We start from the raw sequence: 26,559 nt of genomic DNA on the forward strand, positions 1-26,559 counted from the left end.
CGTGAATGAGGTGTTCAAGGCGCTCTCCGACCCCACTCGCCGGGCCATCCTCAAGGAACTGCGGGCCGGGGAGCGCAGCGCCGGCGAGCTGAGCGAGCTGTTTCCCATCAGCAAGAGCACGCTCAGCGGTCACTTCCTGGTGCTCAAGGCCGCCGACCTGGTGGAAAGCGAGCGGCGCGGCACCACCATCCTCTACCGGCTGAACACCACCGTGTTTCAGGACGTGCTGAGCGGCCTGCTGGACCTGTTCGGACCGCAGGAGCAGGCCACACCGGACCCCTCCCGAAAGGACCAACCATGACCTCCCCCACTTCCCTGCTGCGCCGCGAGTGGCCCACCCTGCTGGCCCTGGCCGCCAACGCCGCCCTGATCGCCTGGAGCTGGCCCCGCCAGCCGCTTCAGGTGCCGGTTCACTGGAACCTGCTGGGCCAGCCGGACCGCTACGGTGGCCGCTTCGAGGCGCTGGTGGCGGTGCCGCTGGTGCTGCTGCTGCCGATGCTCCTGACCTGGGCGCTGCAGGTGAATGGCCCCGCCCGCAACGCGCTGCTGTTCCGGGTGACGCGCTTCGGGCTGGCGCTGTTGAGCCTGAGTCTGACCGCGCACGCCGCCTTCGGCTGGACGCCGGGCCGCAGCGCCCTGCTGGGCGTCGGGCTGCTGTTCACCCTGCTGGGCAACGTGATGGGTAAAGCTCAGCCGAACCGGTACGTGGGCTTCCGCACCCCCTGGACCGCCCGCAGCCGGCTGGCGTGGCAGCGCGGGCAGCGCCGCAGCGGTGTGTTTCTGGTGAGCGTGGGGGTGCTGGTCCTGCTGACCGCCGCCGTGGTGCCGGCCGCCGCGCTGGTGCCGTGGGTGATGCCGCTGGGCTTCCTAACCCTGCTGCTGGGCGGGATAGGGTGGCTGGTGTGGCGCTCCTATCAGGACTACCGGGCCGACCCGGACCCGCGCTCGCCGTTTCAGAACACATAAGGCTGAGCAGCGGGGCGGGCCATTCTTGCCCGCCCCGCCGCTCAGCCGGCCACGAACCTCAGCGCGCCCTCCACGTCCTGCAACTCGGCTAAAGTCGGCACCACCGTGCTCTCGGAGATGCGGGCGGCGTAACGCACGTCCTCGCCCAGCCCCAGCCGGTCCAGATGCACCCCGTGGCCGCTGCTGGACAGCGCCTCCAGCGGGTTGCCCAGGTTGCGCCTCACCGTCAGCGCGATGCGGGCGCCGTCGTCCACGGTGAAGTCGCCCATTGCCAGCAGGTACTCGGCCAGCACCCCCGCCGCGTAGGCGTCCTCCAGGCTGACCCGCTCGTCGGTGCCGCTGCACACGATGGCGATCTCCTCCACTGCGCGCGCCCGGGCACGCCGGGCCGCCGCATGCGCGTTGGTGAGGGCCGCCAGCAGCACGTGCTTGCCGCTTTGCGCCGCTACGTGGGCCGCGCCGGTGCCGTTCGTCGTGTTCATCACGACCGTTCTGCCGGTGAAGTTGCGCCCCGAGGCCTCCACCGGGCTGTTGCCGAAGTCGAACCCGGGAATCGGGAGACCGCCGCGCTCGCCGCCCAGCAGGTACCGCTCATCCCGGACCGGCTCGCCATCCGGGCCCGGATGGTCGCGCAGGGCCAGCGCCCGCTCCGGGCTGGCGGTGAGCAGCAGCCCCTCTGCCCCGCGCTCCAGGTAGGCCACGGCGGTGGTGGTGGCGCGCAGGATGTCCACCACCAGCACCGTGTCCGAGTAGCCGCCGTGTGGCAGCAGATCCACCCGCAGCTTCATGCCAGCGCCCCGCGCAGCCGGGCCAGCCCCGCCTCAGCCCCGTCCGGTCCGTACACGCTGGACCCGGCCACCAGACAGCTGGCTCCAGCCTCGGCCAGCAGGCGGGCAGTCTCGGCGTTCACGCCCCCGTCCACCTGCAGTTCCGCATTGCTGCCCAGTTCATCCAGCCAGCGGCGCACGGTGCGGACCCGCTCGTAGGTCTGCGGAATGAAGCGCTGGCCCCCGAAGCCAGGATTCACGCTCATGATCAGCACCAGCCCCACGTCCGGCAACACCGGACGCAGCGCCTCCAGCGGCGTGCCGGGGTTCAGGACCACGCCCGGCTGCTTTCCCAGGTCGCGGATCATCTGCACGGCGCGGTGGATGTGAGGTGTGGCCTCCACGTGGATGGTCAGGCCGTCGGCCCCGGCCGCCGCGAACTGCTCCAGATAGCGTTCCGGGGCCTGCACCATCAGATGCACGTCAATAAACTGCCCGGTCTGGTCGGCGTCGCGCACCCGCCGCACCGCCTCCAGCAGCGGGAAGCCGAAGCTGATGTTCGGGACGAACTGCCCGTCCATCACGTCCACGTGGATGTAGTCGGCGCTGCGGATGGCCCGCAGTTCGTCGGCCAGCCGGGTGAAATCACTGGCCAGGATGCTGGGCGCGAGCTTGATCGGTGTGGGCGGCACAATGCAGCGATTCTAACAGTCTTCATCTCGACGCCGGGTGAAGCCAGCGGGGGTGCCGCAGCCATCTCGGTCAAGGAACGGTCACGGGCGCACGCACCCCTCCGGGCCCGCCCTCCGGTACAATCGCCCCCGTGACCCTGGCCGAACCCTCACTGAGCAAACTGCTGCCCCAGGCCCCTGCCGGCACCGTGACGCAGCTGCCGCAGGTGGGCCGCGCCGCGCTGTTCGCCGGCTATCAGGGACCGTGTGTCCTGCTGACCACACCGGAGCGGCTGGACGTGTACCGCTCCGCCGACATGCTGGGCGCCCCGCTCAGCGTCAACCCCGGCCTGGAAGGGTGGCAGGACCGCCACGAGCACGTGCTGCTCGACATCCAGACGGCCATGGACCTGTTTCCGTCGCGGCCGGAGGAGCACGCCATCAGCTTTCAGGTCGGCGCCAGCCTGCCCCGGGACGCGCTGACCGAGAAGCTGGAACGGCTGGGCTACGAGCGCTCCGAGGACGTGGAGGAACCGGGCTACGTGTTCCGCGGCGACACGCTGGAGCTGCGGCTGAATGGCGGGGGCGGGCCGTACCAGATCCGGGCCGAGTTCTTCGGCGACGAGCTGGATGCGCTGCGCCGGGTGGAGGGGCAGGACACCCAGCGGCTCACGCGCTACACCCTGGCCCCCGCCGCCGAGTACCTCAGCGAGGTGCGCTGGGACGCCACCCGGCTGGAACTGCTGCCGGGCCGGGTATTTCTGGACTCGCCGGAGTTCTTCGCCAGCAGCCTGGGGCCGCTGACGGACTTGCTCTGGAAGCAGCTTCAGGCGCGCGAAGTGACCAGTTTCGGCCGCGCGCCGCTGGACCTGCCGGACGCCGACGTGGACCTGAAGGCGCTGCCGTTCTACCGTGCCCGGCTGTCGGATCTGGCCCGCGACGTGCAGGACTGGCGCACCGGCGGCTACCGGGTGCTGCTGCTGGTGCGGCACGAACGCACCGCCCGTTACCTCGCCGAGAAGCTGCTGGACACCCCGGACATTCCGTGGCTCAAGCTGCCGCGCCTGAAACCGGGCGAGCTCGGCTTCCTGAAGGCCGGCGGCGAGGGCGGCTTCGCGCTGGAGCAGCAGCGGACGGTGGTGCTGACCGAGGACCTGATCTACGGCTTCCAGGGCGGCAGCGCCCTGCGTGGCAAGCGGCTGGCGGGCCGGCCCGTCACCGACGCGCTGGGGCTGGCGGTAGGCGACTTCCTGATTCACCCGGAACACGGCGTGGGCCGCTTCCAGGGGCTGGAGACGCGCACGGTGCTGGGCGTCACCCGCGACTACCTGAACATCGAGTACAAGAACGACGCCCGGCTGAGCGTGCCGATTGAACAGCTGCCGGTGCTGCGCCGCCACCCTGGCACCACTGACGACCCGCCGGCCCTGTCCAACTTCGACAAGCGCGACTGGACGCGCGCCAAGGAACGTGCCCGCAAGAACGCCGAGGAGGTGGCGGGCCGGCTGCTGGTGCAGTACGCCGCCCGGCAGGTCACGCCCGGCACCGCCTTCCCACCGATTCCCGAGTGGGACGAGCAGATCGAGCAGAACTTCGGGTTCGAGCTGACGGCGGACCAGAAGAGTGCGCTGAAGGACACGCTGCACGACCTGGAGCAGCCGCACCCGATGGACCGGCTGGTGAGCGGAGACGTGGGCTTCGGCAAGACCGAGGTGGCGCTGCGGGCCGCCCACCGGGTGGTGGGGCACGGGCGGCAGGTGGCGGTACTGGTGCCCACCACCCTGCTGGCCGAACAGCACGCCACCACCTTCATGGAGCGCTTCAAGAACCTGCCGGTGCGGGTGGAGGGTCTGTCGCGCTTCACCGGCGACAAGCAGGCCCGCGCCATCCTGGCGGACCTCGCGGCGGGCCGGGTGGACATCGTCATCGGCACCCACCGGCTGCTCAGCGACGACGTGCGCTTCAAACAGCTGGGCCTGATCATCGTGGACGAGGAGCACCGCTTCGGCGTGGGTCAGAAGGAGAAGCTGCGCGCGCTCTCGGGGCTGCCGCAGATGCAGAACGGCAAGATCGAACTGCCGGAGGGCGCCACAGCCGTGGATGTCCTGAGCCTGTCGGCCACCCCGATTCCGCGCACCCTGTACATGAGCATGGTGGGCCTGCGCGATATGAGCAGCATCCAGACGCCGCCGAAGGGTCGCCGCCCGATTCAGACCATCCTGGCGCCCTTCGACCCCACCACCGTGCGCGGGGCCGTGATGTCCGAGATCGAGCGCGGCGGCAAGGTGTTCTACATCCACGACCGGATCGCCAGCATCGGCTCGCGCAGCCTGTACCTGCGCAACCTGATTCCGGAGGCGCGCATCGGGGTGGCGCACGGCCGCATGGACGAGGACGAGCTGGAAGAGATCATGCTCGGCTTCGAGGAGGGCGCTTTCGACGTGCTGATGAGCACCACCATCGTCGAGACCGGCCTGGACATCCCGGAGGCCAACACCATCCTGATCGAGCGCTCGGACCGGCTGGGGCTGGCCCAGCTGTACCAGCTGCGCGGACGGGTGGGCCGCCGCTCGCTGGATGCCTACGCCTACCTGTTCTACCCGCCGCGCATGACCGAGAACGCCGCCCGCCGGCTGTGGGCCATCGCGGACCTGCAGGACCTGGGCAGCGGCCACCTGCTGGCCGAGAAGGACATGGAGATTCGCGGCGTGGGCAACATTCTGGGTGAGGAGCAGCACGGCCACGTGCAGGCGGTCAGTATTGAGGTGTACACCGAGCTGCTCGCGGAGGCGGTCGCGCGGCTCAAAGGCGAGCCGCTCACGGCGCCCCCGACCGTCAGCATCGACCTGCCGATCAACGCGCGGCTCACGCCCGAATACTTCGCCAGCGAGTTCAAGAACGGCGAGGAGGAACGCATCGCCACCTACGGCAAACTCTCGGAGGCCAGGACGCTCCAGGCGATCTCGCGCATCGAGCGTGACCTGCGCAAGCGCTTCGGGCCGCCACCCGCCGAGATCCAGAACTTCATCGACCTGGCCAAGCTGCGGCTCACCGCGCTGGCCCGGCGGGTCATCAGCATCGGGGAGACCATGACCGACCTGCAGATCACCTTCAGCTACAAGGGCCTGGACTACGACGCCTCGGCGCTGCGGCGCTTCCCGCACCGCACCGAGGTGACGCAGTTCCCGCCGGCCATCAAGATCGAGAAGCGCGGCGTGAAGCCGGACGACTATGCCCGGCTCTTGATTGACGTGCTGGGCTACTTCGGCTGAGGCCTCCCGGCCCGCGCCGCATGGTACTAATGCACCCGTGAGCGTTCATGATGCCGACTGACTTTGACGCCCTGCAGGCCTCGATCCAGGCCACCAGCGGCCCACGGCTGGCCGAGCAGCGTGCCTGCGAGGCATTTCTGAACGCCCTGTACCACGCCCTGCGGCATGCCAGCGGGCCAGGGCTGCCACTCAACAACGTGTCGATCGAGCCGGCGGAGGACCGCACAGTGCGGCTGCGGCCCCTGCCGCAGGGCAGCTGGCACGCCGCATGGTTCAGGCTGGGGCTGTGCGAGGTGTACGTGCGGGTGCAGCGGCAGGCTGGGCAGTTCGTGGGCGAGTACGGTCAGCAGGGCCGCTTCCGGCAGAGTGGCATCAGCGAGGACGACCTGCTGGCGCTGGCCCGCAGCCTGATGCGCGCCCTGGCACAGGAACTGGGGGATTCAGGGGCAAGCCGAACCGTGACGAACTGAGCGAAGCCTACACTAGGGTCATGGGGCTAGACATCGTGTTCGCCGTTGAGCGAAGGGGGCTGGACGGCGTGTGGAAGCGGGCCGAACCAGTGGTTCCCAACCCCGTTGCCGACTGGTTTGATGAGCCAGGATGCGAACTGGAATGCGCGGAGTATGCCCACGAGCACTGGTCCTTCGACCACGCCCGAGAAAAGTGGCTCATCAGCATCGAGTGGTCTGAGCACTTCCCAGTTCCTCAGGACATCAGTGCTGAAACACGGAGTTTCCTGATCGCCTGGGCAGAGCCGGAGGCGGGCGGCATGATTCCATTGAGCAGCCTGATCGAAACGGACTGGTTGGCCGCATGGCACGATCCACGAACATTGGCCGCATTAGAGTCGCATATGACGCTGCAGGATCTGCGCAGGCACGTCCTGGAACGCCTCATCCCACTCGGCGCTCCGGACGAAGTCCGCGTGATCTACGGCTATAACGTTTAGGCTGCATCCACGAGTACACTCCTGGCCGGCCTGTCCCTGGCGACCGCTCCACCATCCGGCTATACTTGAACTCAGTTCAAATATTCTGTTCCCACCCCTGGAGGACCCCGCGTGCTGCCGCTCAGTTCCAAGATTCTGTTCTTTGTGTTCGCCCTGGTGACGGGCGTCATCGGCGTGTGGGGCTTCTACCGGCTGTACCTGCGAATCCGGCGTGGTCGCCCTGCCGAGGAAACCCGCGTGGACCGGCCCGGCGCCCGCCTGCTGTACGCCCTGCGCACCACCCTGACCCAGGAGCGCACCTTCCGCCGCCGCACGGCCATCAGCGTGCTGCACAGCTTTATCTTCTACGGCTTCGTGTACTACCTGCTGGTGAACGTCATTGACGGGCTGGAGGGCTACTTCGCCTTCAGCATCACCTCGGGCAACCCGCTGGGCGCCCTCTACAACCTGCTCTCGGACATCCTGAGCTTCCTGGTGCTGCTAGGCGTGCTGAGCCTGGTGGTGCGCCGGCTGTTCCTGCCGGCCCGCCGCGACTTCGTGTTCAACGCCCGCACGCTGCTGCACCCGCTGGTCAAGCAGCAGTTCATCCTGCGCGACAGCCTGATCGTGTCGGCGTTCATTACCTTCCACGTCGGCAGCCGCATCATCGGACAGGCCGCCAAGCTGGCCGAGGAGGGCAGCGACCGCTGGCAGCCGTTCACCAGCACCGTGTCCGGCTGGCTGTTCTCGGGGGCCAGCGACGCCGCCGTTCACGGCTGGCGGGTCTTCGGATACTGGGGCGCGCTGGGCAGCGTGCTGGCGTTCCTGGCGTACTTCCCGTACACCAAGCACATCCACATCTTCATGGCTCCGGTGAACTACTTCCTGCGCCGCCCGGTCAACAGCGGCACCCTGCCGCCCATGAAGGGGCTGGCCGAGGCGATGGAGCAGGAGGAGCCGCAGCTGGGCGCCTCACAGCTGGAAGACCTGAGCTGGCCCCGACTGCTGGACGCCTACGCCTGCATCCAGTGCAACCGCTGCCAGGATGTCTGCCCCGGCAGCGCCACCGGCAAGTCGCTCAGCCCGGCCGCGCTGGAGATCAACAAGCGCATGGAGCTGAACATGCTGGCCAGCCACGCCAGCCCGTTCAAGCTGCAGACCGCCGCCTTCGAGGGCGGCGCGGCCACCGCCCAACCACTGCTGGAGTTCGCCATCAGCGAGGAGGCGGTGTGGGCCTGCACCACCTGCGGCGCGTGCATGCAGGTGTGCCCGGTACAGGACGAGCAGATGCTCGACATCATCGACATCCGGCGCCAGCAGGTGATGGTGGCGGGCGAGTTCCCGGCGCAGCTGCAGACGGCCTTCCGCGGCATGGAGCGCGCCAGCAATCCGTGGGGCATCTCGCGTGACAAGCGCATGGAGTGGGCCGAGGGCCTGAAGGTGCCCACCATCGACGAGAACCCCACCCCCGACGTGCTGTACTGGGTAGGCTGCGCGGCCAGCTACGACCCCGGCGCGCAGAAGGTGGCGCGCAGCTTCGTGCAGCTGCTGGACCGGGCCGGCGTGAACTACGCGGTGCTGGGCAAGAAGGAAGCCTGCACGGGCGATAGCGCGAGGCGGGCCGGCAACGAGTTCCTGTATCAGCAGCTGGCTGAGGAGAACGTGGCCACGCTGAACGAGGTGCGCCCCAAACTCATCGTGGCCACCTGCCCGCACTGCATGAACATGATCGGCAACGAGTACCCGCAGCTGGGCGGCCACTACCAGACGATGCATCACACCCAGTACCTGGAGATGCTGGTGCAGGGTGGGCAGCTGCAGGCCGACCCGCTTGAAGCCAACGTTACCTACCACGACCCCTGTTACCTGGGCCGCCACAACGGCGTGTATGACGCGCCGCGCAGCGTCATTCAGAGCATGGGCAACCAGATTCTGGAGCTGGAGCGCAGCCGCGAGGGCAGCTTCTGCTGCGGGGCCGGCGGCGCGCAGTTCTGGAAGGAAGAGGAGGAGGGCGACGGCCGCATCTCCGACAACCGCTTCAACGAGATCCAGGCCCGGCTGGACGCCGCCACCGAGAACGCGAAGGCGGGCAAGGTGGTGGCGGTGGGCTGCCCCTTCTGCAAGAGCATGCTCAACAGCAGCCCCGGCAAGCAGAGCCGCGACGACATCGTGATCAAGGACGTGGCCGAACTGCTGCTGGAGGGCGTGCAGCGCCGTCAGGGCGAACCGGTGCCGACCAGCCCGGTGCCGGACCCGGTGGGCGAGGGGTCGGGGCCGCACACGGAAGGCATTGCGGTGCCGAATGCCGAGCTGCCGGTGGCCCAGGGCCGGGGCGAGGTCAATGCGGACCTGCCCGGCACGGTGGTGGGCGAGACCACGGCGGAGGTGGCCAACGACCAGCCGCCCGCTCCGGCCGCGCCGCGCAAGGCCTGGAAGCCGAAGAGCCAGGACGACGTGGTGAGTGAGCCACCTGCCGAGGCCGATATTCCTGCTCCCGCTCCGGCGGCCCGTAAGGCCTGGAACCCCAAGGGGACTGGAGATGACGTAGTGCCGACCCCGGCGACAGAAGAACCGGCCCCGGCGCCGCGCAAAGCCTGGACCCCCAAAGCCGCCCCGGCGGCGGCAGAGGCCACCCCACCCGCCACGGTGCCGGACGCCTCCGCCGAGGCCCCCAGCTCCACACCCATCGCCCCGGTTCAGCGCAAGGCCTGGACGCCGAAAGCGGCCGCGCCTGCCGCGCCGGCCCCCGCCGAGCCGGAACCCAGCCCTGTGGCCCCGGAGCCGGCCCCCTCCGGCGAGCGTCGCAAGTGGGCGCCCAAGACTGCAACGGCGGCCGCAACCCCTGCGGTCTCCCCTGCCTCACCCATCACTGAAGCAGAGCCGGCTGAGACGGCCACGCCCCCCCGGCCGAAGTGGACCCCCGCTGCCCGCGCCGCCAGCCCGGCGGAAACTGCGCCCGCCCCTGAGGCAGCAGCAGCAGAGGCGCCCACCGAGCCCGACCAGCCGTCTCCCGAGACCGGCCGCAAGAAGTGGACCCCCAAGAAGGGCTGAGCTGGCCCTTCACCGCTGCTCCATCTCTCAATTCCCTACAGGGTGCCGGGATATAGTGATTTCATGTGGATCTCCACCAAGGCTCAATACGGGCTCCGGGCGCTCGTCGACATCGGTCGGCATCCCGGGGACGCCGTTCCGCTCAAGGAGGTGGCCGAGCGGCAGGCCATCAGTCAGGCCTATCTGGAGCAGATTGCCAGCAATCTGCGCCGCGCCGGGTTCATCCGCAGCGTGCGCGGAGCCCACGGCGGCTACCGGCTGGCCCGCCCCGCGGAGGAGATCAACGCCTACCACGTGGTGACGGCCATGGAAGGCAGCCTCGCGCCGGTCGCATGTGTCGAGGACCATCACACCTGCGACCGGGTGGGCGGCTGTGCCACCGAAGGGTTGTGGCGCCGGGTGGACAGCGCCATCCGCGACGTGCTGGGCAACACCACCCTGGCCGACCTGATCCGCGAGAACGAGGCGCTGGAAGGCCCGACCCTGGTGCAGCTGGAGAGCGCACCCAGCTTCGCCTGAAGGCCAGCGAGCCGCAGCGGGAACCCCGGAAGTGGGTTCCCGCTTTTTCATGCCGCCTTCGCTATGCTGCCGGGCATGACGCGCCCGCACCTCTACCGCACGCTCGCCAAGCCGCTGCTGTTCCGCCTGGACCCGGAGCAGGCCCACCACCTGACCATGCAGGGCGCGGCGCTGGCCGGACGGCTGCCCGGCCTGAGCGGTCAGCTGGCGGGACAGCTGGCCCGGCCGCACCCGCAGCTCGGCCAGCACCTGTGGGGGCACCGCTACAGCAGCCCGCTCGGCCTGGCCGCAGGGCTGGACAAGAATGCCGAGGCCGTGCCGGTGTTCACGGCGCTGGGGTTCGGCTTCGTGGAGGTGGGCACCGTGACGCCGCTGGCCCAGCCGGGCAACCCGCGGCCGCGCCTGTTTCGGTTGCCCCAGGACGAGGCGCTGATCAACCGGATGGGCTTCAACAATGCCGGCACCGGGTTGATGGCGCGGCATCTGGGCGGCCCGCGCCACGCCCCGGTCTGGGTGAACATCGGCAAGAACAAGGACACGCCCAACGAGGCCGCTGCTCAGGATTACGTGCGCTGTGTCGAGGCGCTGGCCCCGCACGCCGACGGCTTCGTGGTGAACGTCAGCAGCCCCAACACGCCGGGGCTGCGCTCGCTGCAGGCGGCGGGTGAGCTGTCGCGGCTGGTGGAGGCGGTGCTGGAGGCTGCTGGCCGGCGGCGGCCCGGTCTGCCTGTTCTGGTCAAGCTGTCGCCGGACATGGACGAGCACGACTTCGCGGCCAGCGTTCAGGCGATGCAGCAGGTGGGCGTCTCCGGCCTGATCGTCAGCAACACCACCCTGAGCCGGGAGGGCCTGCAGCACCCGCACCGCCAGGAGACCGGCGGCCTGAGCGGGCGGCCCCTGCGCGAGCGCGCCACCGCCCTGATCCGGGACGCTTACCGGCTGACGGGCGGCCAGCTGCCGCTGGTGGGCGTGGGCGGCATCTTCACCGCGCAGGACGCCTACGAGCGGATCAGGGCTGGGGCCAGCCTCGTTGAGCTGTACACCGCCCTGATCTACGAGGGCCCGGGACTGCCGGCGCGGATCAACGGCGAGCTGATCGCGCTGCTGCGCCGGGACGGGTACACCCACATCTCGGAGGCGGTGGGGGTGGACGCCCGCTGACCTGGGGCCGCCACGGTGTTAGATTCACACGTATGGACAACCAACCAGACCTCCCGCTCCAGCGCACCCCCCTGCACGCCGCCCACCTGCGGGCCGGCGCCCGCATGGTGCCGTTCGGTGGCTGGGACATGCCGGTGTCGTACAGCGGCGTGAAGGCGGAACATACGGCGGTGCGCGAGCGGGCCGGCGTGTTCGACGTGTCGCACATGGGCGAGTTCCGGGTGACCGGCCCCGGCGCCGAAGCCTTCCTGCAGTACGTGACCACCAACGACGTGAGCCGGCTGAAGGTGGGCCGCGCCCAGTACAACTGGCTGCCGGGGCTGGCCGGCGGCCTGGTGGACGACATCTACGTGTACCGGGCCGGCGAGCAGGAGTACCTGCTGGTGGTGAATGCCAGCAACATCGCCAAGGACCTCGCGCACCTGCAGGCCCAGACCGGCCCCTTCGACGTGACGCTGACCGACGAGTCGGCGCACTGGGCGCTGCTGGCGGTGCAGGGGCCGCAGGCCGAGGCGCTGCTGCAGCCGCACGCCGACACGGACCTGGGCCGCAAAACCAAGAACAGCTACTTCCAGACCACCCTGTTCGGGGTGCCGGTATGGCTGGCCCGCACCGGCTACACCGGCGAGGACGGCTTCGAGGTGTTCGTGGACGCGGCGCAGGCCGAAGCGGTCTGGGAACACCTGCTGGGGCTGGGCATCACCCCGGCGGGCCTGGGCGCCCGCGACACCCTGCGGCTGGAAGCGGGCTTTCCGCTGTACGGCCACGAGTTCTCGGAGGAGCTGCACCCGCTCAGCAGCGATTACGGCTGGGTGGTCAAGGACAAGCCGTACCTGGGCCGGGCCTACCTGGACGCCGCCGCCGCCCACAAACTGGTGGGCCTGCGGCTGGACAAGGTGCCCCCGCGTGAAGGCTATCCGGTCAAGCTGAATGGCCGGGTGGTGGGCCGACGTCACCAGCGGCACCAGCAGCCCCACGCTCGGCTACCCGATCGCCATCGCATTGATCGACGCGCCCGACGCGAATGCCGATCAGTACGAGGTGGAGGTGCGCGGCAAGGACCACCCCGCCACGCGGGTGCGGCTGCCGTTCTACCAGCGCGCGCAACCGGGCACCACCGATACCGCCCTCATCCCCACAAACTCACAGCCCAAGGTTTGACAGAATGGAGCCCGACATGACGACCCCCACAGATCGCCAGTACGCACAGAGCCACGAGTGGATCAAGGTAGACGGAGACATCGGCACGGTGGGCATCACCGATTTCGCGCAGGACCAGCTGGGCGACGTGGTGTACGTCGAACTGCCGGAAGTGGGCCGCATGGTCACGGCGGGTGAGGCGGTGGCCGTGGTGGAGAGCGTCAAGACCGCCAGCGACATCTACAGCCCGGCCACCGGCGAGATCGTGGAAGTGAACGACGCGCTGAGCAGCAGCCCGGAACTGATCAACGAGGGCGCCCTGGAGGGCGGCTGGCTGTTCCGGGTGCGGGTGGACAGCCTCAGCGACGAGCTGCTGGACGCCAGCGAGTACGAAGCCAGCGCCCACTGAGTCATCCCGCCGTGGGCTCCGGGCGGCAGCACCTGGCCCGGAGCCCCTCGCCTGAAGGACAGACGCATGAAACCACTGACTGAACTGCTCCAGACCGACAACTTCACGGACCGACACATCGGCCCCGGCCCCGCCGACATTCAGGGCATGCTGGCCGAACTTGGCCACACCAGCCTGGACGAACTGACGGACGCCACCGTCCCGGAAAGCATCCGCTTCGACGGCGCGCTGAACGTGGGTGGCCCGGTCACCGAGGCGCAGGCGCTCCAGGACCTGAAGGCCCTGGCCGGGCGCAACCAGGTGTGGCGCAGCTACATCGGGATGGGGTACAGCGGCACCCACACGCCGGCCGTCATCCAGCGCAACATTCTGGAGAACCCCGGCTGGTACACCGCCTACACTCCTTACCAGGCCGAAATCTCGCAGGGCCGCCTGGAGATGCTGCTGAACTTTCAGCAGATGGTGATGGACCTGACCGGCATGCCGGTGGCCAACGCCAGCCTGCTCGATGAGGCGACCGCCGCCGCCGAGGCCATGACGCTGGCCAAGCGCAGCGCAAAAAGCAAGGGCAGCACCTTCTGGGTGGCCGACGACGTGCATCCGCAGACCCTGGACGTGATTCGCACGCGCGCGGAATATTTTGGATACAACATCCAGACAGGCTCGGTGGCAGAGCTGACCGGCACCGTCCCGGACGGCGCCTTCGGGGTGCTGGTGCAGACGCCCGGCACCTGGGGCGACCTGCACGACCTGACGGCCGTGGCCGATGCGGTCCATGCGGCCGGCGCCCTGCTGATCGTGGCCACCGACCTGCTGGCCTGCGCTCTGGTGACGCCGCCCGGCGAGCAGGGGGCCGACATCGTGGTGGGCAACAGCCAGCGCTTCGGCGTGCCGATGGGCTTCGGTGGGCCGCACGCCGCCTTCCTGGCCTGCCGCGACGAGTACAAGCGCAGCATGCCCGGCCGCGTGATCGGGGTCAGCAAGGACGTGAAGGGCAAGACCGCCCTGCGGATGGCCATGCAGACCCGCGAGCAGCACATCCGCCGCGAAAAGGCCACTAGCAACATCTGCACCGCGCAGGCGCTGCTGGCCAACATGGCCGCCGCCTACGCCGTGTACCACGGAGCGGCCGGTATCCGGACCATCGCGGAGCGGGTACAGCGGCTGACCGGCATCCTGGCGCGGGCGCTGGGCGAGGCGGGCCTGAAGCCGAACGCCAGCAGCTTCGATACCCTGACCTTCGAGGCGGACAGCGCCGCCATCCGGGCGCGGGCCGCCGAGCGGCAGATCAACTTCCGTTATGACGGCGACCGTGTGAGCGTGGGCCTGGACGAGACCGTGACCCCGGCCGACCTGGGAGACATCATCTGGGCCATCACCGGACAGGAAGTGGACGTGCTGGCACTGGACACCCAGGCTGAGGCGCTCATCCCCGAGCCGCTCCAGCGCACCAGCACCTACCTGACGCACCCGGTCTTCAACACGCACCACAGCGAACACGCCATGCTGCGTTACCTGAAGCTGCTGGAGAACCGCGACTACAGCCTGACGCACGGCATGATCCCGCTGGGCAGCTGCACCATGAAGCTCAACGCCAGCACCGAGATGGCCCCGGTCACGTGGCCGGAGTTCGGCGCGATTCACCCGTTCGCCCCGCAAGAGCAGACGGAAGGCTACCGCGCCATGATCGCGGAGCTGGAAGCGTGGCTGGCCGACATCACCGGCTACGACGCCGTGAGCATGCAGCCGAACAGCGGCGCGCAGGGCGAGTATGCCGGCCTGCTGGTGATCCGCAAGTACTTCGAGGCGCGGGGTGAGCAGCACCGCGACGTGTGTCTGATTCCGGCCAGCGCCCACGGCACCAACCCCGCCAGCGCCGCCATGATGGGCCTGAACGTGGTAGTGGTCAAGACCGACGACGCGGGCAACATTGACCTGGACGACCTGAAGGCGCGCGTGGAGCAGTACAGTGACCGGCTGGCCGCCCTGATGATCACCTACCCCAGCACCCACGGCGTGTTCGAGGAGGGCGTGAAGGCCGCCTGCGACCTGATCCACCAGCACGGCGGGCAGGTGTACCTGGACGGCGCGAACATGAACGCCCAGGTGGGCCTGACCAAGCCGGGCCTGATCGGGTCGGACGTGTCGCACCTGAACCTGCACAAGACGTTTGCCATCCCGCACGGTGGCGGCGGCCCAGGCATGGGCCCCATCGGGGTGAAGGCGCACCTGACGCCGTACCTGCCGAACCACGCGGTGGCCCCCACCTCCGAGAGCCAGACCGGCGCGGTGAGCGCGGCCCCCTACGGCAGCGCCAGCATCCTGCCGATCAGCTACCTGTATATCCGGCTGCTCGGCCCGGCGGGCCTGCGCCGCGCGACCCAGGTGGCGATCCTGAGCGCCAACTACCTCGCGCACCACCTGAAGGGCGCGTACCCGGTGCTGTACACCGGACGCGGTGGCCACGTGGCGCACGAGTGCATCCTGGACATCCGGCCACTGAAGCAGGCGAGCGGCATCACCGAGGAGGACATCGCCAAGCGGCTGATGGACTACGGCTTCCACGCGCCCACCATGAGCTTCCCGGTGCCCGGCACCCTGATGATTGAGCCGACCGAGAGCGAGCCGAAGGAGGAGCTGGACCGCTTCGTGGAGGCGATGCTGAGCATCCGGCGCGAGATTCAGGAGGTGCAGGACGGCCTGCTGAAGGCCGAGGAGAGCCCGCTGCGGCACGCGCCACACACCCAGGACGACCTGATGGCCGACGAGTGGAACCGCGCCTACAGCCGCGCCTCCGCCGCCTACCCCAGCCGGGCGCAGCGGTCCTGGAAGTACTGGCCCGCCGTGAACCGCGTGGACAACGTGTACGGTGACCGGAACTTCGTGTGCAGCTGCCCCCCGATCGAGGAGTACGCCGACTTCGAGTTCGCCGAGTAAGGAGAGACGTCAGAGCGCCCAGGCCCTTTCCGGCCTGGGCGCTTTCCTGTGCGTCCCGATGAACACCGTGCCTTGTCCACCGGCGGTCGTTCGGCCTTTACCCTCTCCTGAACCTCGTTCCTCCGGTTGCCAAAGCCCACCTGCCGTGTTTGAATGCGCTCTCAGCCCGCCTTCTTCCCCACCCTCAAGGAGTCCACCTGCTATGCGAACCCAGAAACTCGGCACCAGCTCCCTCGAAGTTCCCGTTCTGGCCGTCGGCTGCATGCGGATCAACACGCTCGACAAGGCCCAGGCCGAACGCTTCGTGGGCGCTGCCATGGAGCAGGGCGCCAACTTCTTCGACCACGCCGACATCTACGGCGGCGGCACCTGCGAGGAGATCTTCGCGGACGCGGTGCACATGAGCAGTTCGGTGCGCGAACAGATGATCCTGCAGAGCAAGTGTGGCATCCGGCAGGGCATGTTCGACTTCTCGCGCGAGCACATCCTGTCGTCGGTGGACGGCATCCTGAAGCGCCTGCGCACCGATTACCTGGACATCCTGCTGCTGCACCGCCCGGACGCCCTGGTGGAGCCGGAGGAGGTCGCGGCGGCCTTCGACGAGCTGGAGCAGGCGGGCAAGGTGCGCCACTTCGGGGTCTCCAACCAGACGCCGCACCAGATGGCGCTGCTGAAGAAGCACGTGAAGCAGCCGATCGTGGCCAACCAGCTGCAGCTGAGCATCACCAACGCCACCATGATCACGCGCGGCTTCAATGTGAACATGGAGAACGAGACGGCCGTGGACCGCGACGGCGACGTGCTGGACTACTGCCGCCTGCATGACATCACGGTGCAGCCGTGGTCCCCCTTCCAGTTCGGCTTTTTCGAGGGCGTGTTCATCGGCAACGAGAAGTTCCCGGAGCTGAATGCCACGCTGGACGAGGTGGCGGCAAATCACGGCGTCAACTCCACCACCATTGCCATCGCGTGGCTGCTGCGGCACCCGGCCCACATGCAGCCGGTGACCGGCACCATGAACATCGGCCGCCTGCAGGACTGCTGCAAGGCCGCCGAGGTGCAGCTCAGCCGCGAGGAGTGGTACCGCATCACGCGGGCGGCCGGCAACAAGCTGCCCTGACGTGCTGCTCCCCGCCTGAGGAGGCGCATGGAACGAGTCGCATACGTCACCGGAGCCGACCGGGGACTGGGCCGGGCACTGACCCAGGCGCTGCTGGACCGGGGGTATCACGTGTACGCCGGGAGCCACCGTCCGGGGTGGCCGGAGCTGCCGGCCCTGGCCGCTCAGCATCCGCAGCACCTCACCATCCTGCCGCTGGACGTGAGCAACCGGGCCTCTGTCCAGGAGGCTGCGGCCCGCATCCGGGAGCAGCACGGCCACCTGGATCTGCTGATCAACAACGCCGCCATCCTCACCGACCGTTCCGGCGACATCTTCCAGGAGCAGGTGGAGGACGATCTGCTGCGGCTGCACCGCACCAACACGCTGGGGCCGCTGTTCGTGACCGAGTCGGTGGTGGACCTGCTGACCAGAGGCACGGACCGTCGGCTCGTCTTCATCTCCTCGGAGGCTGGGCAGCTACACGGGCAGCAACGCACCCGCGAGTACGGATACGCCATGTCCAAGGCGGCCCTGAACATGCTGGCCGTGCTGCTGCAGAACCGGCTGCGCCCGGAAGGCGTCAAGGTGCTGGCCTTCCACCCCGGCTACATGAAAACCTACATGCTGGGTCACCTCAACACCGAGGCGCACATTGAACCGGAGGTGGCCGCCGACGGCCTGCTGCAGCAGACGTTCCGCGAGCACCTGCTGGACGGACCGATTTTCATGGATTACACCGGGCAGCTGATGGACTGGTGACCGTGCAGCCCTGAGCCGGCTTCCGGCGTGCTACTCGTCCGGGGCCGGCCGGCTCTGGAGGGCCAGCCGGATGGCATACAGACTGATCGCCACGCCAACCAGATGCCACAGCGGCACCTGCCGGTCAACGGCCCAGGCCAGCGCGACCGCGACCGCGACCACATGCAGGCCCAGCCCAACCACATGGCCGCTGCGTTCGTGCGGAGTACGGTACATTGGCGCGCGCGGCACCGGATCGGTCATGGCGTCCAGGGCCTCCAGATAGCGGATCAACAGGATGATGCCGTACACCAGCAGCAGGCCCGCGAGCAGCATGTACGCCAGCCCCAGGTACCGCGCGGCCGGATAATCGGCCGCGCCCAGACTGCCGTGCACCACCCCGGCGAGCATGCTGAGCAGCGCAAAGCCCAGCGTCCGGCGGGTGCTGTAGTTGGGAGGACTGCCCAGAGGAGGCATCGGGGAACCCACGGTACCGTGAGCACCATGTGACCAGTTGTAGTGCGGCCTACAGCTCGCGGAGCCGGTGAGCGGCGCAAAAAACGGGCGTTCATTGAACCCGTTGCTGGCAGGAGAAACAGGCAAAGCGGCCTTGGCCCCATTGCCAACAGAACGGTGGGCGTTTGGGCCACCATGACGACAGTCCGTTCGAATCGCGCCCAGTGCTGCTGGGTGTGCGTTCATCTGCCTGCCGCCTGTCTTACCTGTCGCTTGACCCAGACGAGGAGAACCCATGAAGCAGTCCAACCGTCCCGCCCTGATCACCCTGACCGTCAGCGCCCTGCTGCTGAGCGCCGCCGTGGCGCAGCAGAACCCTCAGAACCAGACCCCGCCGCCCTCCGGAAATTCCGGCGGCAACTCCAACCAGAATGGCTCTCAGAACGGTGCTGGCAGCCCCAGTACCCCCGGCAATCAGGTGAACCAGGGCGGCGTCGGTCAGTCGTCCACGCCCTCCACGCCGAAGGGTGCCCCGGTCAATTCGCCCACCGTCCTGTGTAATCTGGCCGGCAACCCCACCACCGGCACCGTGCCGGGGAGCAACTCCAGCATGAACTCGGGCACGATGGGCGCGGGCAACAGCGCTGCAGGCTCGGCGGGCAACACGGCCGGGTCCGGGAACAGCGGCTCGGCTGCAGGGTCGACTGGCGGATCTACTTCTGGATCGGGCAGCACCGGGACGACCACTGGTAACAGTGCGGCGGGCAGCGCTGGCAGTGGGTCGAACAGCGGCTCCACCGGTGCCGGCAGCGCCGGTTCGGCGGGCGGGAGCGCAGGCACTGCAGGGTCCGGGTCGGGCAGCACGACCGGTACTGCATCATCCGGCAGCACCGCCGCCGGCACCACCAGCACCCCGGGCAGCACCACGACCTCCACGCCGAGCACGACGGCCTCCACGCCCAGCACCGCTGCCGGGTCGGGCAACGCCGCGTCCGGCAGCAAGTCGGCCCTGAACGAGACCGACCGCTGCTTCATTGATCAGGCGGGCCTCAGCGGGCTCTTTGAGGTGCAGTCGTCGAGCGTCGCGCTGAATCAGGCCAGTGACGCGCAGGTCAAGGCCTTTGCTCGCCGGATGGTTGCGGACCACACCAAGGCCAACACCGAGCTCAAGACGCTCGCCACCAGCCTGGGCCACAAACCACCCACCAGCCTGGACCCCGCCAAGGCGCAGCAGGTGGCCAACATGAAGGCGCAGCAGGGCAAGAACTTCGACAGCGCCTACATGACCGCGCAGCTGACCGGCCACGAACAGACGGTCAACCTCTTCAGCAACTATGCCGACCAGGGCACCAACCCCCAGCTGAAGCAGTTTGCGAAGAAGACGCTGCCCATTCTGGTGGAGCATTGGAAGATGGCGCAGGAGATGGTCGGCACGACCTCCACCTCCAAGTAACACCTGAATCAACATCAGCACAGCAGCGGGGCCGCCCTCAGGCGGCCCCGCTGCTGTGTGCCTAAACCCGGCCGGGCGGCAGCATCAGCTTGCCCTCCAGCGGCGTGCTGAGCACGATGCTGGTGTCGCAGGTGAAGCCCATCTGGATCAGTTCGCCCAGCAGGCCCTCCAGCGCCCGCACGTCGGCCACCGCCACCTTCAGAATGCAGCTGTTGTCGCCGGTGACGCTGTGACATTCCAGCACCCCGTCATGGTGCTGCGCCCAGCGCACCAGTTCCGGGTCGCGCTTGCCACTGTCCTGCACGCCCACGAAGGCGGTGATGCTGCGCCCCAGCGGGCCGCTGGCCACCCGCGCTCCGTAGCCCTGAATGACCCCGGTCTCTTCCAGGCGGCGCACCCGTTCGGTCACGGCCGGCGCCGAGAGGTCCACCCGCCGGCCCAGCTCACGCATGCTCAGCCGGGCGTCCTGCTGCAGCTCCCGCAGAATCCGGTGGTCCAGCATGTCCAGGGGACCGCCATGCATCTTCATGTGGAAAGTCTAGCAGCCCTACCTTTCATATGTAAACCTCAGCAGCGCATTTGGCAGGAATTTTCAGGCATTTGGCGACCATCCGCCACCAGCCCGGCCATTCAAAAGGGCGGCAGCTCGCATTAAGCTGGATGAAGAACAGCGTTTGTCCGCACCCGCGTCGCGGTGTCTGACACGCCCCCGGTCTGGTCTGGGGGCGTTGATGCGGCCATTGCCAGAAAGGGACCTGACATGACCATTCATCCGCAAGCCACCGTCCGCGCCCAGCAGATGCTCCCGCGCAACCACCGCGCCCCCAAATGGCAGGACGTGCCGGACGCCCAGTGGTACGACTGGAAGTGGCAGCTCAAGAACCGCATCAACACGGTGCAGGAACTTGAAGAGGTCATCCGGCTCACCGACAGCGAGCGGGCCGGGGCCAGCGCCGAAGGCATCTTCCGGCTGGACATCACCCCCTACTTCGCGTCCCTGATGGACCCGGAAGACCCCACCTGCCCGGTGCGCCGGCAGGTCATTCCTACCCACCACGAGCTGGAGCCGTTCACCAGCATGATGGAGGACTCGCTGGCCGAGGACCGCCACAGCCCGGTGCCGGGCCTGGTGCACCGGTACCCGGACCGGGTGCTGATGCTGGTCACCACCCAGTGCGCCAGCTACTGCCGCTACTGCACGAGAAGCCGCATCGTGGGCGACCCGAGCGAGACCTTCAACCCGGCCGAGTACGAGGCGCAGCTGAACTACCTGCGCAAGAACCCCCAGGTGCGCGACGTGCTGCTGTCCGGCGGCGACCCGCTGACGCTGGCCCCCAAGGTGCTGGGCCGCCTGCTCAGCGAGCTGCGCGCCATTGAGCACATCGAGATCATCCGGATCGGCACGCGGGTGCCGGTGTTCATGCCGATGCGCGTCACCGAGGAGCTGTGCGAAGTGCTCGCGGCGCACCACCCGCTGTGGATGAACATCCACGTCAACCACCCCAAGGAGATCACCCCGGAGGTGGCCGACGCCTGCGACCGCCTCACGCGGGCCGGCGTGCCGCTGGGCAACCAGAGCGTGCTGCTGCGCGGCGTCAACGACCACGCGGTCATCATGCAGAAGCTGCTGCGCGAGCTGGTCAAGATCCGGGTGCGGCCCTACTACATCTACCAGTGCGATCTGGTGCACGGCGCGGGCCACCTGCGCACCACCGTGGCCAAGGGGCTGGAGATCATGGAGAGCCTGCGCGGCCACACCAGCGGCTACAGCGTGCCCACCTACGTGGTGGACGCGCCGGGCGGCGGCGGGAAGATTCCGGTGGCTCCCAATTATGTGCTCTCTCAGGGCGCTGACAAGCTGATCCTGCGCAACTTCGAGGGCTACATCGCGGCCTACAGCGAGCCGACCGACTACACCGGCCCCGACATGGCCGTGCCGGACGACTGGCAGCGCAAGGAGCCGGGCCAGACCGGGATCTACGGCCTGATGCAGGGCGAGCGCATCAGCATCGAGCCGGCCGGCTTCTCCGAGAGCCGGGTTCGCCCCGGCGCCGTGCAGCACCGCCTGAACAGCCGCGAGGACAAGTGGGCAGCCTACGGAGTCGGCGCAGTCACCGATACCGCACCTGACGGCATGGACCAGACCCCCCAGCCGATCAGCGGCGACTGAGCGCCCGCAGCACCCCAGCACATCACAGACCACGCCGAAGGAGCACCCATGACCACCCTCCCCGACACCCGCCGTCCTGTCCTGAACACTGCGCTTCCCGGCCCCAAGAGTGCCGCCATCATGGCCCGCGACGGCCAGCAGTTGAGCACCAGCTACATGCGCCCCTACCCCTTCGTGCCGGACCACGGCGAGGGTGTGTGGCTCACCGACCCGGACGGCAACACCATGCTGGACTTCTTTGCCGGCATCGCCGTCAGCACCACCGGCTACAACCACCCGCACGTGGTGAAGGCCATTCAGGAGCAGGCCGCCAAGTTCATGCACGTCTGCCTGACCGACTACCCGCAGGAGGTGACCACCTCGCTGGCCGAGCGGCTCGTGAAGTATGTGGAGCAGCCCGGCGAGAAGTGGCGCGTGTTCTTCGGGAACAGCGGCGCGGAGGCGGTGGAGGCGGCCGTCAAGCTGGCCCGCAACCACACCGGGCGCACCCACATCATCAGCACCATCGGCAGCTTCCACGGCCGCACTTACGGGGCCATCACCCTGACCGGCAGCAAGACCAAGTACAAGCGCGGCTTCGGGCCGCTGCTGCCGAACGTGTCGCACGTGCCGTACCCCAACCCGTTCCGTCCGCCGCTGGGCAGCACCCCGGAGACCTGCGGCGACGCGGTGCTGGCGCACGTAGAGATGCTGTTCAAGACGGTGCTGCCGCCGGACGAAGTGGCCGCCTTCATCATCGAGCCGATGCAGGGCGAGGGCGGGTACATCGTGCCGCCGGCCAGCTTCCTGCCGAAGCTGCGCGCGCTGTGCGACCAGCACGGCATCCTGCTGATCTTCGACGAGGTGCAGGCGGGCATGGGCCGCACCGGCAGGATGTTCAGCTTCCAGCAGTTCGAGCAGTACGGCAACGTGCAGCCGGACATCATCACCATGGCCAAGGGCATCGCCTCGGGCCTGCCGCTCAGCGCGATGCTGGCGAAGGAGTCCGTGATGACCTGGGCGCCCGGCTCCCACGGCAGCACCTTCGGCGGCAATCCGGTGGCGGCCGCGGCCGCCCACGCCACCCTGGACCTGCTGGACGGCACCGTGCGCCACCCCGGCTGCGGCGAGAGCCTGATGCACAACGCGGCCGAGGTCGGCCGGTACATCCTGGCTGAGCTGCGGGTCATGCAGCAGCACTTCCCCTTCCTGGGCGACGTGCGCGGCGAGGGGCTGTTCATCGGCCTGGAGTTCGTGACGCCCGATGGTCAGCCGGACGGCAAGCTGCGCGACCGCGCTTCGCAGGCGATGTTCGAGCGGGGCCTGCTGAATCTGGACTGTGGCGAGAGTGTCATCCGGGTCAGCCCGCCGCTGATCCTGACCCGCGAGGAGGCCGAAGTCGGCCTGCAGATCATGCGCGAGGCGCTGGCGAGTCTGTAAGCGCTGCTCGTGGTTCCAGCGGCCCGTTTCCTTATGGGAGCGGGCCGTTAGACTGTCGCCATGTCGGCCCGCCGCCTTGCCGAACTGGTCACCGCTCCCCCTGCCCGGCTGCGCCCGGGCGACCTGGCGCTGCTGGAACATGCCGGGCTGGCGGCCCTGCTGGCGTCCCGGCTGCCCGCCGACTATCCGGACCAGCCCCTGCTGCAACCGGCCCGGCTGAGCCTGCTGGGCCGCCAGATGATGACGCGGCGGACCATGCGGGCGCTCCTTCAGGCCTGGCATGAGGCGGGGATTCAGGCGGTGCTGCTCAAGGGCTTCGCCCTGTCGGAATGGGTGTACCGGGTGCCGGGGGTGCGCCCCTATGGCGACGTGGACGTGCTGATCCGCAAGGCGGACCTGCCCGCCGCGCTGCACGCCGCCCGGCAGCTCGGCTGGCACACCGACGGCCTGGAACACACCCCGCAGGCGTGGACCCACGAGCTGGCGCACGCGCTCAGCCCGGACGGTCAGGTGCGCCTGGACCTGCACCGTTACCTGACGCACTGGCACGGTGGCCGCGCCCGCAAGGTGCAGCAGCTGACCGAGGCAGTGTGGGCGGACAGCCAGGAGGTCCTGCTGGACGGGGTACCGGTGCGCATGCCGGCCATCCCGGACCTGGCGCTGCATCTGGCGCTGGCCCGCGCCTGGGGCGACGACGCGGGCCAGCTCAAGCCGGCCGACTATCCGGACCTGCAGACGCTGATGGAGCGGGCACAGCTGACCCCTGCCCAGCTGCGTGCTCATGCCCAGCGGCGCGGCGCGGCCCACACCTGGGCAGCCTTCCTGACGGTCTGCAACCCATGGCGCCGCACCTTCCGGCTGGCAGACAACCGGGCCGCCCTCCGCCTGCAGGTGGCCGCCACGCTGGACGGCCGGCTGCTGTGGCTGCCCACCCTGGAAAGCCGCGTGCGCCGTGCGCCGGGGTTGCTGTGGCGGCTGCTGCGCAGCCTGCCGGACGTCCTGGCGATCCAGCGACAACTGCGCCGCGCGGCCGATCCGCGTACCCTTCCGGCCCGCTGGCGGCTGAACCGCGCCGCGCCCCTCAGCGACCACCTGCGCGACGAGCTGGTGCTGGGCATCCGGCGCGTCACGCGGCTGTGGTATCCCCGCTCGCCGGGCAGCTGTGTGCCGCGTTCGCTGGCCACCTACCGGGCGCTGGTGCGGCGCGGCTACCCGGCCGTATACGTCAGCGGAGTCCGCCGCCATCCGGACGGCCGCATCGAGGGCCATGCCTGGGTGGAAGGCCCCGACGGGCCGCTGTGGGCCTATCTGGAGCCGCACAACCGCGAGCACTACACCGTCCTGTTCGAGCACCGGGCGGGTGAGGCCGCGCCCTAGGTCGAGCGTTCCACCAGCAGGTCCCGGTCCACACCCTCCACCGGGACCTGGGCCAGCAGCCGCTCCACGCCGCGCTGGCTGGCGGCTCTGGCGGCCCGGGTCAACGGCGCGCCCACCATGCCCCACACCGCCGCCACCGCTCCCAGCCGGTCCAGTGGCCTGCCCAGCACGATCAGCCGGGTCAGCGGCACCGCCCCGGTGTGGCGCGGCGGGTCCAGCACGTACTTGCCCATCGGGTCCAGCGGCAGGCCGGCCGCCAGCGGCTCCGGAGCGAACCGTTCCAGGCTCTCGCGCCGCAGCCGGAGGCCCCGGTCCCAGCCCACCACCTCCCCGCGCTCCGGGTGGTACCACGCGTGGTCCTCGGCCACCAGCGCCCAGCCCCGGCCCAGCAGCCGCAGGGCCGCCGTGCTCTTGCCGGCCCCGCTCGGTCCGGTGATGGCCAGGGTCCGTCCGTCCCGGGTGAGCACCGCCGCGTGCAGTGGCAGCAGACCCGCCGCCCGTTGCGCCTCGCTGTGCGCCAGCTGCAGCGCGGCCGGCGGCACCTGAGGGGTGAAGGCGAGCTGCCCCTGTTGTCCATTCAGTTGAAGCTCCAGGGAGCCGTCCTGCAGCCGGTACGTCTCGCCCGACACCACAAACGGGAGATCGCCGTGCAGGGTGCGGGCCAGCTGAATGGCGCCAGTGTCGCCCGGCTCCACCGGCCCCGGCATCACGGTCAGCGTGAGCGCGGTGGGCCACGCCACCGGCTGCCGCTGCCACTCGGTCTGGAGGGCGCTGGCCCGGCCCTCCGCCGCTCCCTCCAGCCGGACCTGCACTGCCAGGCTGGCGAAGTTCACGTGCGCCGCACCATCTCCAGCCGGCTCAGCTCGTTCAGCAGCCGGTCCAGGTCCGCGCCAGCCTGCTCGGGCGAGACCTCGTACTGTGTGAGTAGCGCCTGCAGCAGCGTCTCCTGAGAGGCCGGGAGGTGCTGCCAGATGGTGCGCGCCACGTCGTTGAGCCGGTACATCTGGGCGCTGCGGGCGTGCATCAGCACCAGTTCGTCCTGCAGGTCGGTGATCAGCACGTCGGGGTCGGCGGTCCACATGCCGTCAGCATAGCGGCGACAGCGGCCCCCTGACCTATACTGGACAGCCGTGAAAACCTATACGGTGCAGGTGGGTGATGTGACGCGGGAACTGCCGGTGGTGGAGGTGGCCCCCGGCGTTTCCGTGGCGCTGTTCAACATGCTGGGCGACACCCAGGTGACCGAAGCGGCGGGCCGCGCCCTGGCGGCGTTGCTACCCGAGAACATCGACGTGCTGGTGACGCCAGAAGTTAAAGCCGTGTCGCTGGCGCACGTGATCAGCCGGGAGAGCGGCAAGCCCTACATCGTGATCCGCAAGACCCAGAAGCCGTACATGGTGCAGCCGGTGGTGCGCCAGGTGGTCAGCATCACCACCGGCAAGCCGCAGCTGCTGGTGCTGGACGGCCTGGACGTGGACAAGGTGCGCGGCCATCAGGTGGCCATCGTGGACGACGTGGTGAGCAGCGGCGGCACCCTGGCCAGCCTGACCCAGATCATTGAGGAGGTGGGCGGCACGGTGGCGGCGGTGGTGGCCGTGTTCACCGAGGGTCAGGAGCGCCCGGAAGTGACGGCGCTGGGCCACCTCCCGCTGTTCAGCTGACCGGCTTCAGGCCACGCAACCACGCCAGGGCGGCCTGCACGCCCTGCACTTCAGCCCCGCGCTCCGCCGGAAACCAGGCGAGCAGCGGGGCCACGTCGTCCAGCACCCCGAAGATGACCTTGTGGTCCCCGTCCGCGAGATGCAGCAGGCCACTGGGAACCGCCATCACCCGCTGGCCCACCGGCCGGGCCGGACCCAGCCACACCGCGTCCACCTCGGCGTCATCGGCCGGGTTGAGTGTGCCGGGCAGGCAGCCGTAGTTGACCGGCGCGGGCTGCGCCTCCACACGGTAGGGTTCCAGCTGCCCGCCTCGCCAGATGAAGCGCTGACGCTCGCCGAGCCGCCATTCCACCACGCCCAGC

The 26,559-nt window shown here is 69.1% G+C and carries 24 protein-coding genes and 1 pseudogene; 18 read left to right on the plus strand and 7 right to left on the minus strand.

Going from position 1 to position 26,559, the window contains the following annotated elements; genetic code table 11:
• Window position 1: 1 nt before the first annotated feature.
• Both ABOD76_RS18770 and ABOD76_RS18775 read left to right on the plus strand, forming a co-directional pair.
• Window positions 2-301, plus strand: a complete 300-nt coding sequence (locus tag ABOD76_RS18770) for an autorepressor SdpR family transcription factor (protein WP_350243479.1) — start codon at window positions 2-4, stop codon at window positions 299-301.
• Window positions 298-966 carry a DUF1648 domain-containing protein gene (locus ABOD76_RS18775; RefSeq protein ID WP_350243480.1) on the plus strand — a complete coding sequence of 223 codons (669 nt, stop codon included), beginning with the start codon at window positions 298-300 and terminating at the stop codon, window positions 964-966. The genes ABOD76_RS18770 and ABOD76_RS18775 overlap by 4 nt, the downstream gene beginning before the upstream one ends.
• A gap of 41 nt (window positions 967-1,007) precedes the next feature.
• Here ABOD76_RS18775 and ABOD76_RS18780 read toward each other — a convergent pair whose 3' ends face one another.
• A complete protein-coding gene (locus tag ABOD76_RS18780) occupies window positions 1,008-1,754 on the minus strand; it encodes a 2-phosphosulfolactate phosphatase (RefSeq protein WP_350243481.1) in 747 nt (248 codons plus the stop codon).
• A complete protein-coding gene (gene rpe / locus ABOD76_RS18785; protein WP_350243482.1) occupies window positions 1,751-2,425 on the minus strand; it encodes a ribulose-phosphate 3-epimerase in 675 nt (224 codons plus the stop codon). The genes ABOD76_RS18780 and rpe overlap by 4 nt, the downstream gene beginning before the upstream one ends.
• A gap of 131 nt (window positions 2,426-2,556) precedes the next feature.
• Between rpe and ABOD76_RS18790 the strand changes: the two genes are divergently transcribed.
• The 11 genes and pseudogenes from ABOD76_RS18790 (at window position 2,557) to ABOD76_RS18840 (ending at window position 17,682) form a co-directional block, all read left to right on the plus strand.
• Complete coding sequence (locus ABOD76_RS18790; RefSeq protein ID WP_350243483.1) at window positions 2,557-5,676, plus strand: DEAD/DEAH box helicase; 3,120 nt, start codon at window positions 2,557-2,559, stop codon at window positions 5,674-5,676.
• 47 nt (window positions 5,677-5,723) lie between these two features.
• Window positions 5,724-6,146 carry a hypothetical protein gene (locus tag ABOD76_RS18795; RefSeq protein WP_350243484.1) on the plus strand — a complete coding sequence of 141 codons (423 nt, stop codon included), beginning with the start codon at window positions 5,724-5,726 and terminating at the stop codon, window positions 6,144-6,146.
• A gap of 20 nt (window positions 6,147-6,166) precedes the next feature.
• Window positions 6,167-6,625, plus strand: coding sequence for a hypothetical protein (locus tag ABOD76_RS18800; protein WP_350243485.1), 459 nt, complete (start codon window positions 6,167-6,169; stop codon window positions 6,623-6,625).
• A 111-nt stretch (window positions 6,626-6,736) separates the two neighbouring features.
• Window positions 6,737-9,655 (plus strand): (Fe-S)-binding protein, encoded by a 2,919-nt coding sequence (locus tag ABOD76_RS18805; RefSeq protein ID WP_350243486.1) that lies wholly within the window; start codon window positions 6,737-6,739, stop codon window positions 9,653-9,655.
• Between the two features lie 63 nt (window positions 9,656-9,718).
• Window positions 9,719-10,174, plus strand: coding sequence for an RrF2 family transcriptional regulator (locus ABOD76_RS18810; RefSeq protein ID WP_350243487.1), 456 nt, complete (start codon window positions 9,719-9,721; stop codon window positions 10,172-10,174).
• Between the two features lie 75 nt (window positions 10,175-10,249).
• Window positions 10,250-11,335, plus strand: coding sequence for a quinone-dependent dihydroorotate dehydrogenase (locus tag ABOD76_RS18815; RefSeq protein ID WP_350243488.1), 1,086 nt, complete (start codon window positions 10,250-10,252; stop codon window positions 11,333-11,335).
• Between the two features lie 32 nt (window positions 11,336-11,367).
• Window positions 11,368-12,496 (plus strand): annotated as a pseudogene (gene gcvT, locus ABOD76_RS18820) (glycine cleavage system aminomethyltransferase GcvT).
• A gap of 16 nt (window positions 12,497-12,512) precedes the next feature.
• The gene (gene gcvH, locus ABOD76_RS18825; RefSeq protein ID WP_350243489.1) at window positions 12,513-12,884 is read left to right on the plus strand and encodes a glycine cleavage system protein GcvH; all 372 of its coding nucleotides are present in this window, start codon (window positions 12,513-12,515) and stop codon (window positions 12,882-12,884) included.
• A 66-nt stretch (window positions 12,885-12,950) separates the two neighbouring features.
• Window positions 12,951-15,821 carry an aminomethyl-transferring glycine dehydrogenase gene (gene gcvP / locus ABOD76_RS18830; RefSeq protein ID WP_350243490.1) on the plus strand — a complete coding sequence of 957 codons (2,871 nt, stop codon included), beginning with the start codon at window positions 12,951-12,953 and terminating at the stop codon, window positions 15,819-15,821.
• A 202-nt stretch (window positions 15,822-16,023) separates the two neighbouring features.
• Window positions 16,024-16,941, plus strand: a complete 918-nt coding sequence (locus ABOD76_RS18835; protein WP_350243491.1) for an aldo/keto reductase — start codon at window positions 16,024-16,026, stop codon at window positions 16,939-16,941.
• A 27-nt stretch (window positions 16,942-16,968) separates the two neighbouring features.
• Window positions 16,969-17,682: an SDR family oxidoreductase gene (locus ABOD76_RS18840; protein ID WP_350243492.1), complete on the plus strand. Its 714-nt coding sequence runs from the start codon at window positions 16,969-16,971 to the stop codon at window positions 17,680-17,682.
• Window positions 17,683-17,712: 30 nt separating this feature from the next.
• On the opposite strand, the gene ABOD76_RS18845 is transcribed toward ABOD76_RS18840, so the two are convergent.
• Entirely contained in the window at window positions 17,713-18,138 is a 426-nt protein-coding gene (locus ABOD76_RS18845; protein ID WP_350243493.1) for a hypothetical protein, read from the minus strand.
• Window positions 18,139-18,412: 274 nt separating this feature from the next.
• On the opposite strand from ABOD76_RS18845, the gene ABOD76_RS18850 reads away from it, so the two are divergent.
• Entirely contained in the window at window positions 18,413-19,570 is a 1,158-nt protein-coding gene (locus tag ABOD76_RS18850; protein WP_350243494.1) for a DUF4142 domain-containing protein, read from the plus strand.
• 61 nt (window positions 19,571-19,631) lie between these two features.
• Here ABOD76_RS18850 and ABOD76_RS18855 read toward each other — a convergent pair whose 3' ends face one another.
• Window positions 19,632-20,099, minus strand: a complete 468-nt coding sequence (locus ABOD76_RS18855; protein WP_350243495.1) for an Lrp/AsnC family transcriptional regulator — start codon at window positions 20,097-20,099, stop codon at window positions 19,632-19,634.
• Between the two features lie 231 nt (window positions 20,100-20,330).
• Here ABOD76_RS18855 and ablA point away from each other — a divergent pair, with 231 nt between their 5' ends.
• From ablA to ABOD76_RS18870, 3 genes are read left to right on the plus strand one after another with little or no spacing between them, the layout of a single operon-like run.
• On the plus strand, window positions 20,331-21,740 hold the full coding sequence (gene ablA, locus ABOD76_RS18860) for a lysine 2,3-aminomutase (protein WP_350243496.1): 1,410 nt from the start codon (window positions 20,331-20,333) through the stop codon (window positions 21,738-21,740).
• A gap of 48 nt (window positions 21,741-21,788) precedes the next feature.
• Complete coding sequence (locus tag ABOD76_RS18865) at window positions 21,789-23,159, plus strand: acetyl ornithine aminotransferase family protein (RefSeq protein ID WP_350243497.1); 1,371 nt, start codon at window positions 21,789-21,791, stop codon at window positions 23,157-23,159.
• Window positions 23,160-23,219: 60 nt separating this feature from the next.
• On the plus strand, window positions 23,220-24,536 hold the full coding sequence (locus ABOD76_RS18870; protein WP_350243498.1) for a lasso peptide biosynthesis B2 protein: 1,317 nt from the start codon (window positions 23,220-23,222) through the stop codon (window positions 24,534-24,536).
• Here the strand turns inward: ABOD76_RS18870 and ABOD76_RS18875 are convergent.
• The gene (locus ABOD76_RS18875; RefSeq protein WP_350243499.1) at window positions 24,533-25,369 is read right to left on the minus strand and encodes a hypothetical protein; all 837 of its coding nucleotides are present in this window, start codon (window positions 25,367-25,369) and stop codon (window positions 24,533-24,535) included. The genes ABOD76_RS18870 and ABOD76_RS18875 overlap by 4 nt on opposite strands.
• The gene (locus tag ABOD76_RS18880) at window positions 25,366-25,617 is read right to left on the minus strand and encodes a PqqD family protein (RefSeq protein ID WP_350243500.1); all 252 of its coding nucleotides are present in this window, start codon (window positions 25,615-25,617) and stop codon (window positions 25,366-25,368) included. Before ABOD76_RS18880 ends, ABOD76_RS18875 begins: the two co-directional genes overlap by 4 nt.
• A gap of 49 nt (window positions 25,618-25,666) precedes the next feature.
• On the opposite strand from ABOD76_RS18880, the gene ABOD76_RS18885 reads away from it, so the two are divergent.
• Window positions 25,667-26,197, plus strand: a complete 531-nt coding sequence (locus ABOD76_RS18885) for a phosphoribosyltransferase family protein (protein ID WP_350243501.1) — start codon at window positions 25,667-25,669, stop codon at window positions 26,195-26,197.
• Here the strand turns inward: ABOD76_RS18885 and ABOD76_RS18890 are convergent.
• Entirely contained in the window at window positions 26,190-26,549 is a 360-nt protein-coding gene (locus ABOD76_RS18890; protein ID WP_350243502.1) for an inorganic pyrophosphatase, read from the minus strand. The two genes, ABOD76_RS18885 and ABOD76_RS18890, sit on opposite strands and share 8 nt — an antisense overlap.
• Window positions 26,550-26,559: the final 10 nt, after the last annotated feature.

It is taken from the genome of Deinococcus sonorensis KR-87, from assembly GCF_040256395.1.
GTDB lineage: Bacteria > Deinococcota > Deinococci > Deinococcales > Deinococcaceae > Deinococcus > Deinococcus sonorensis.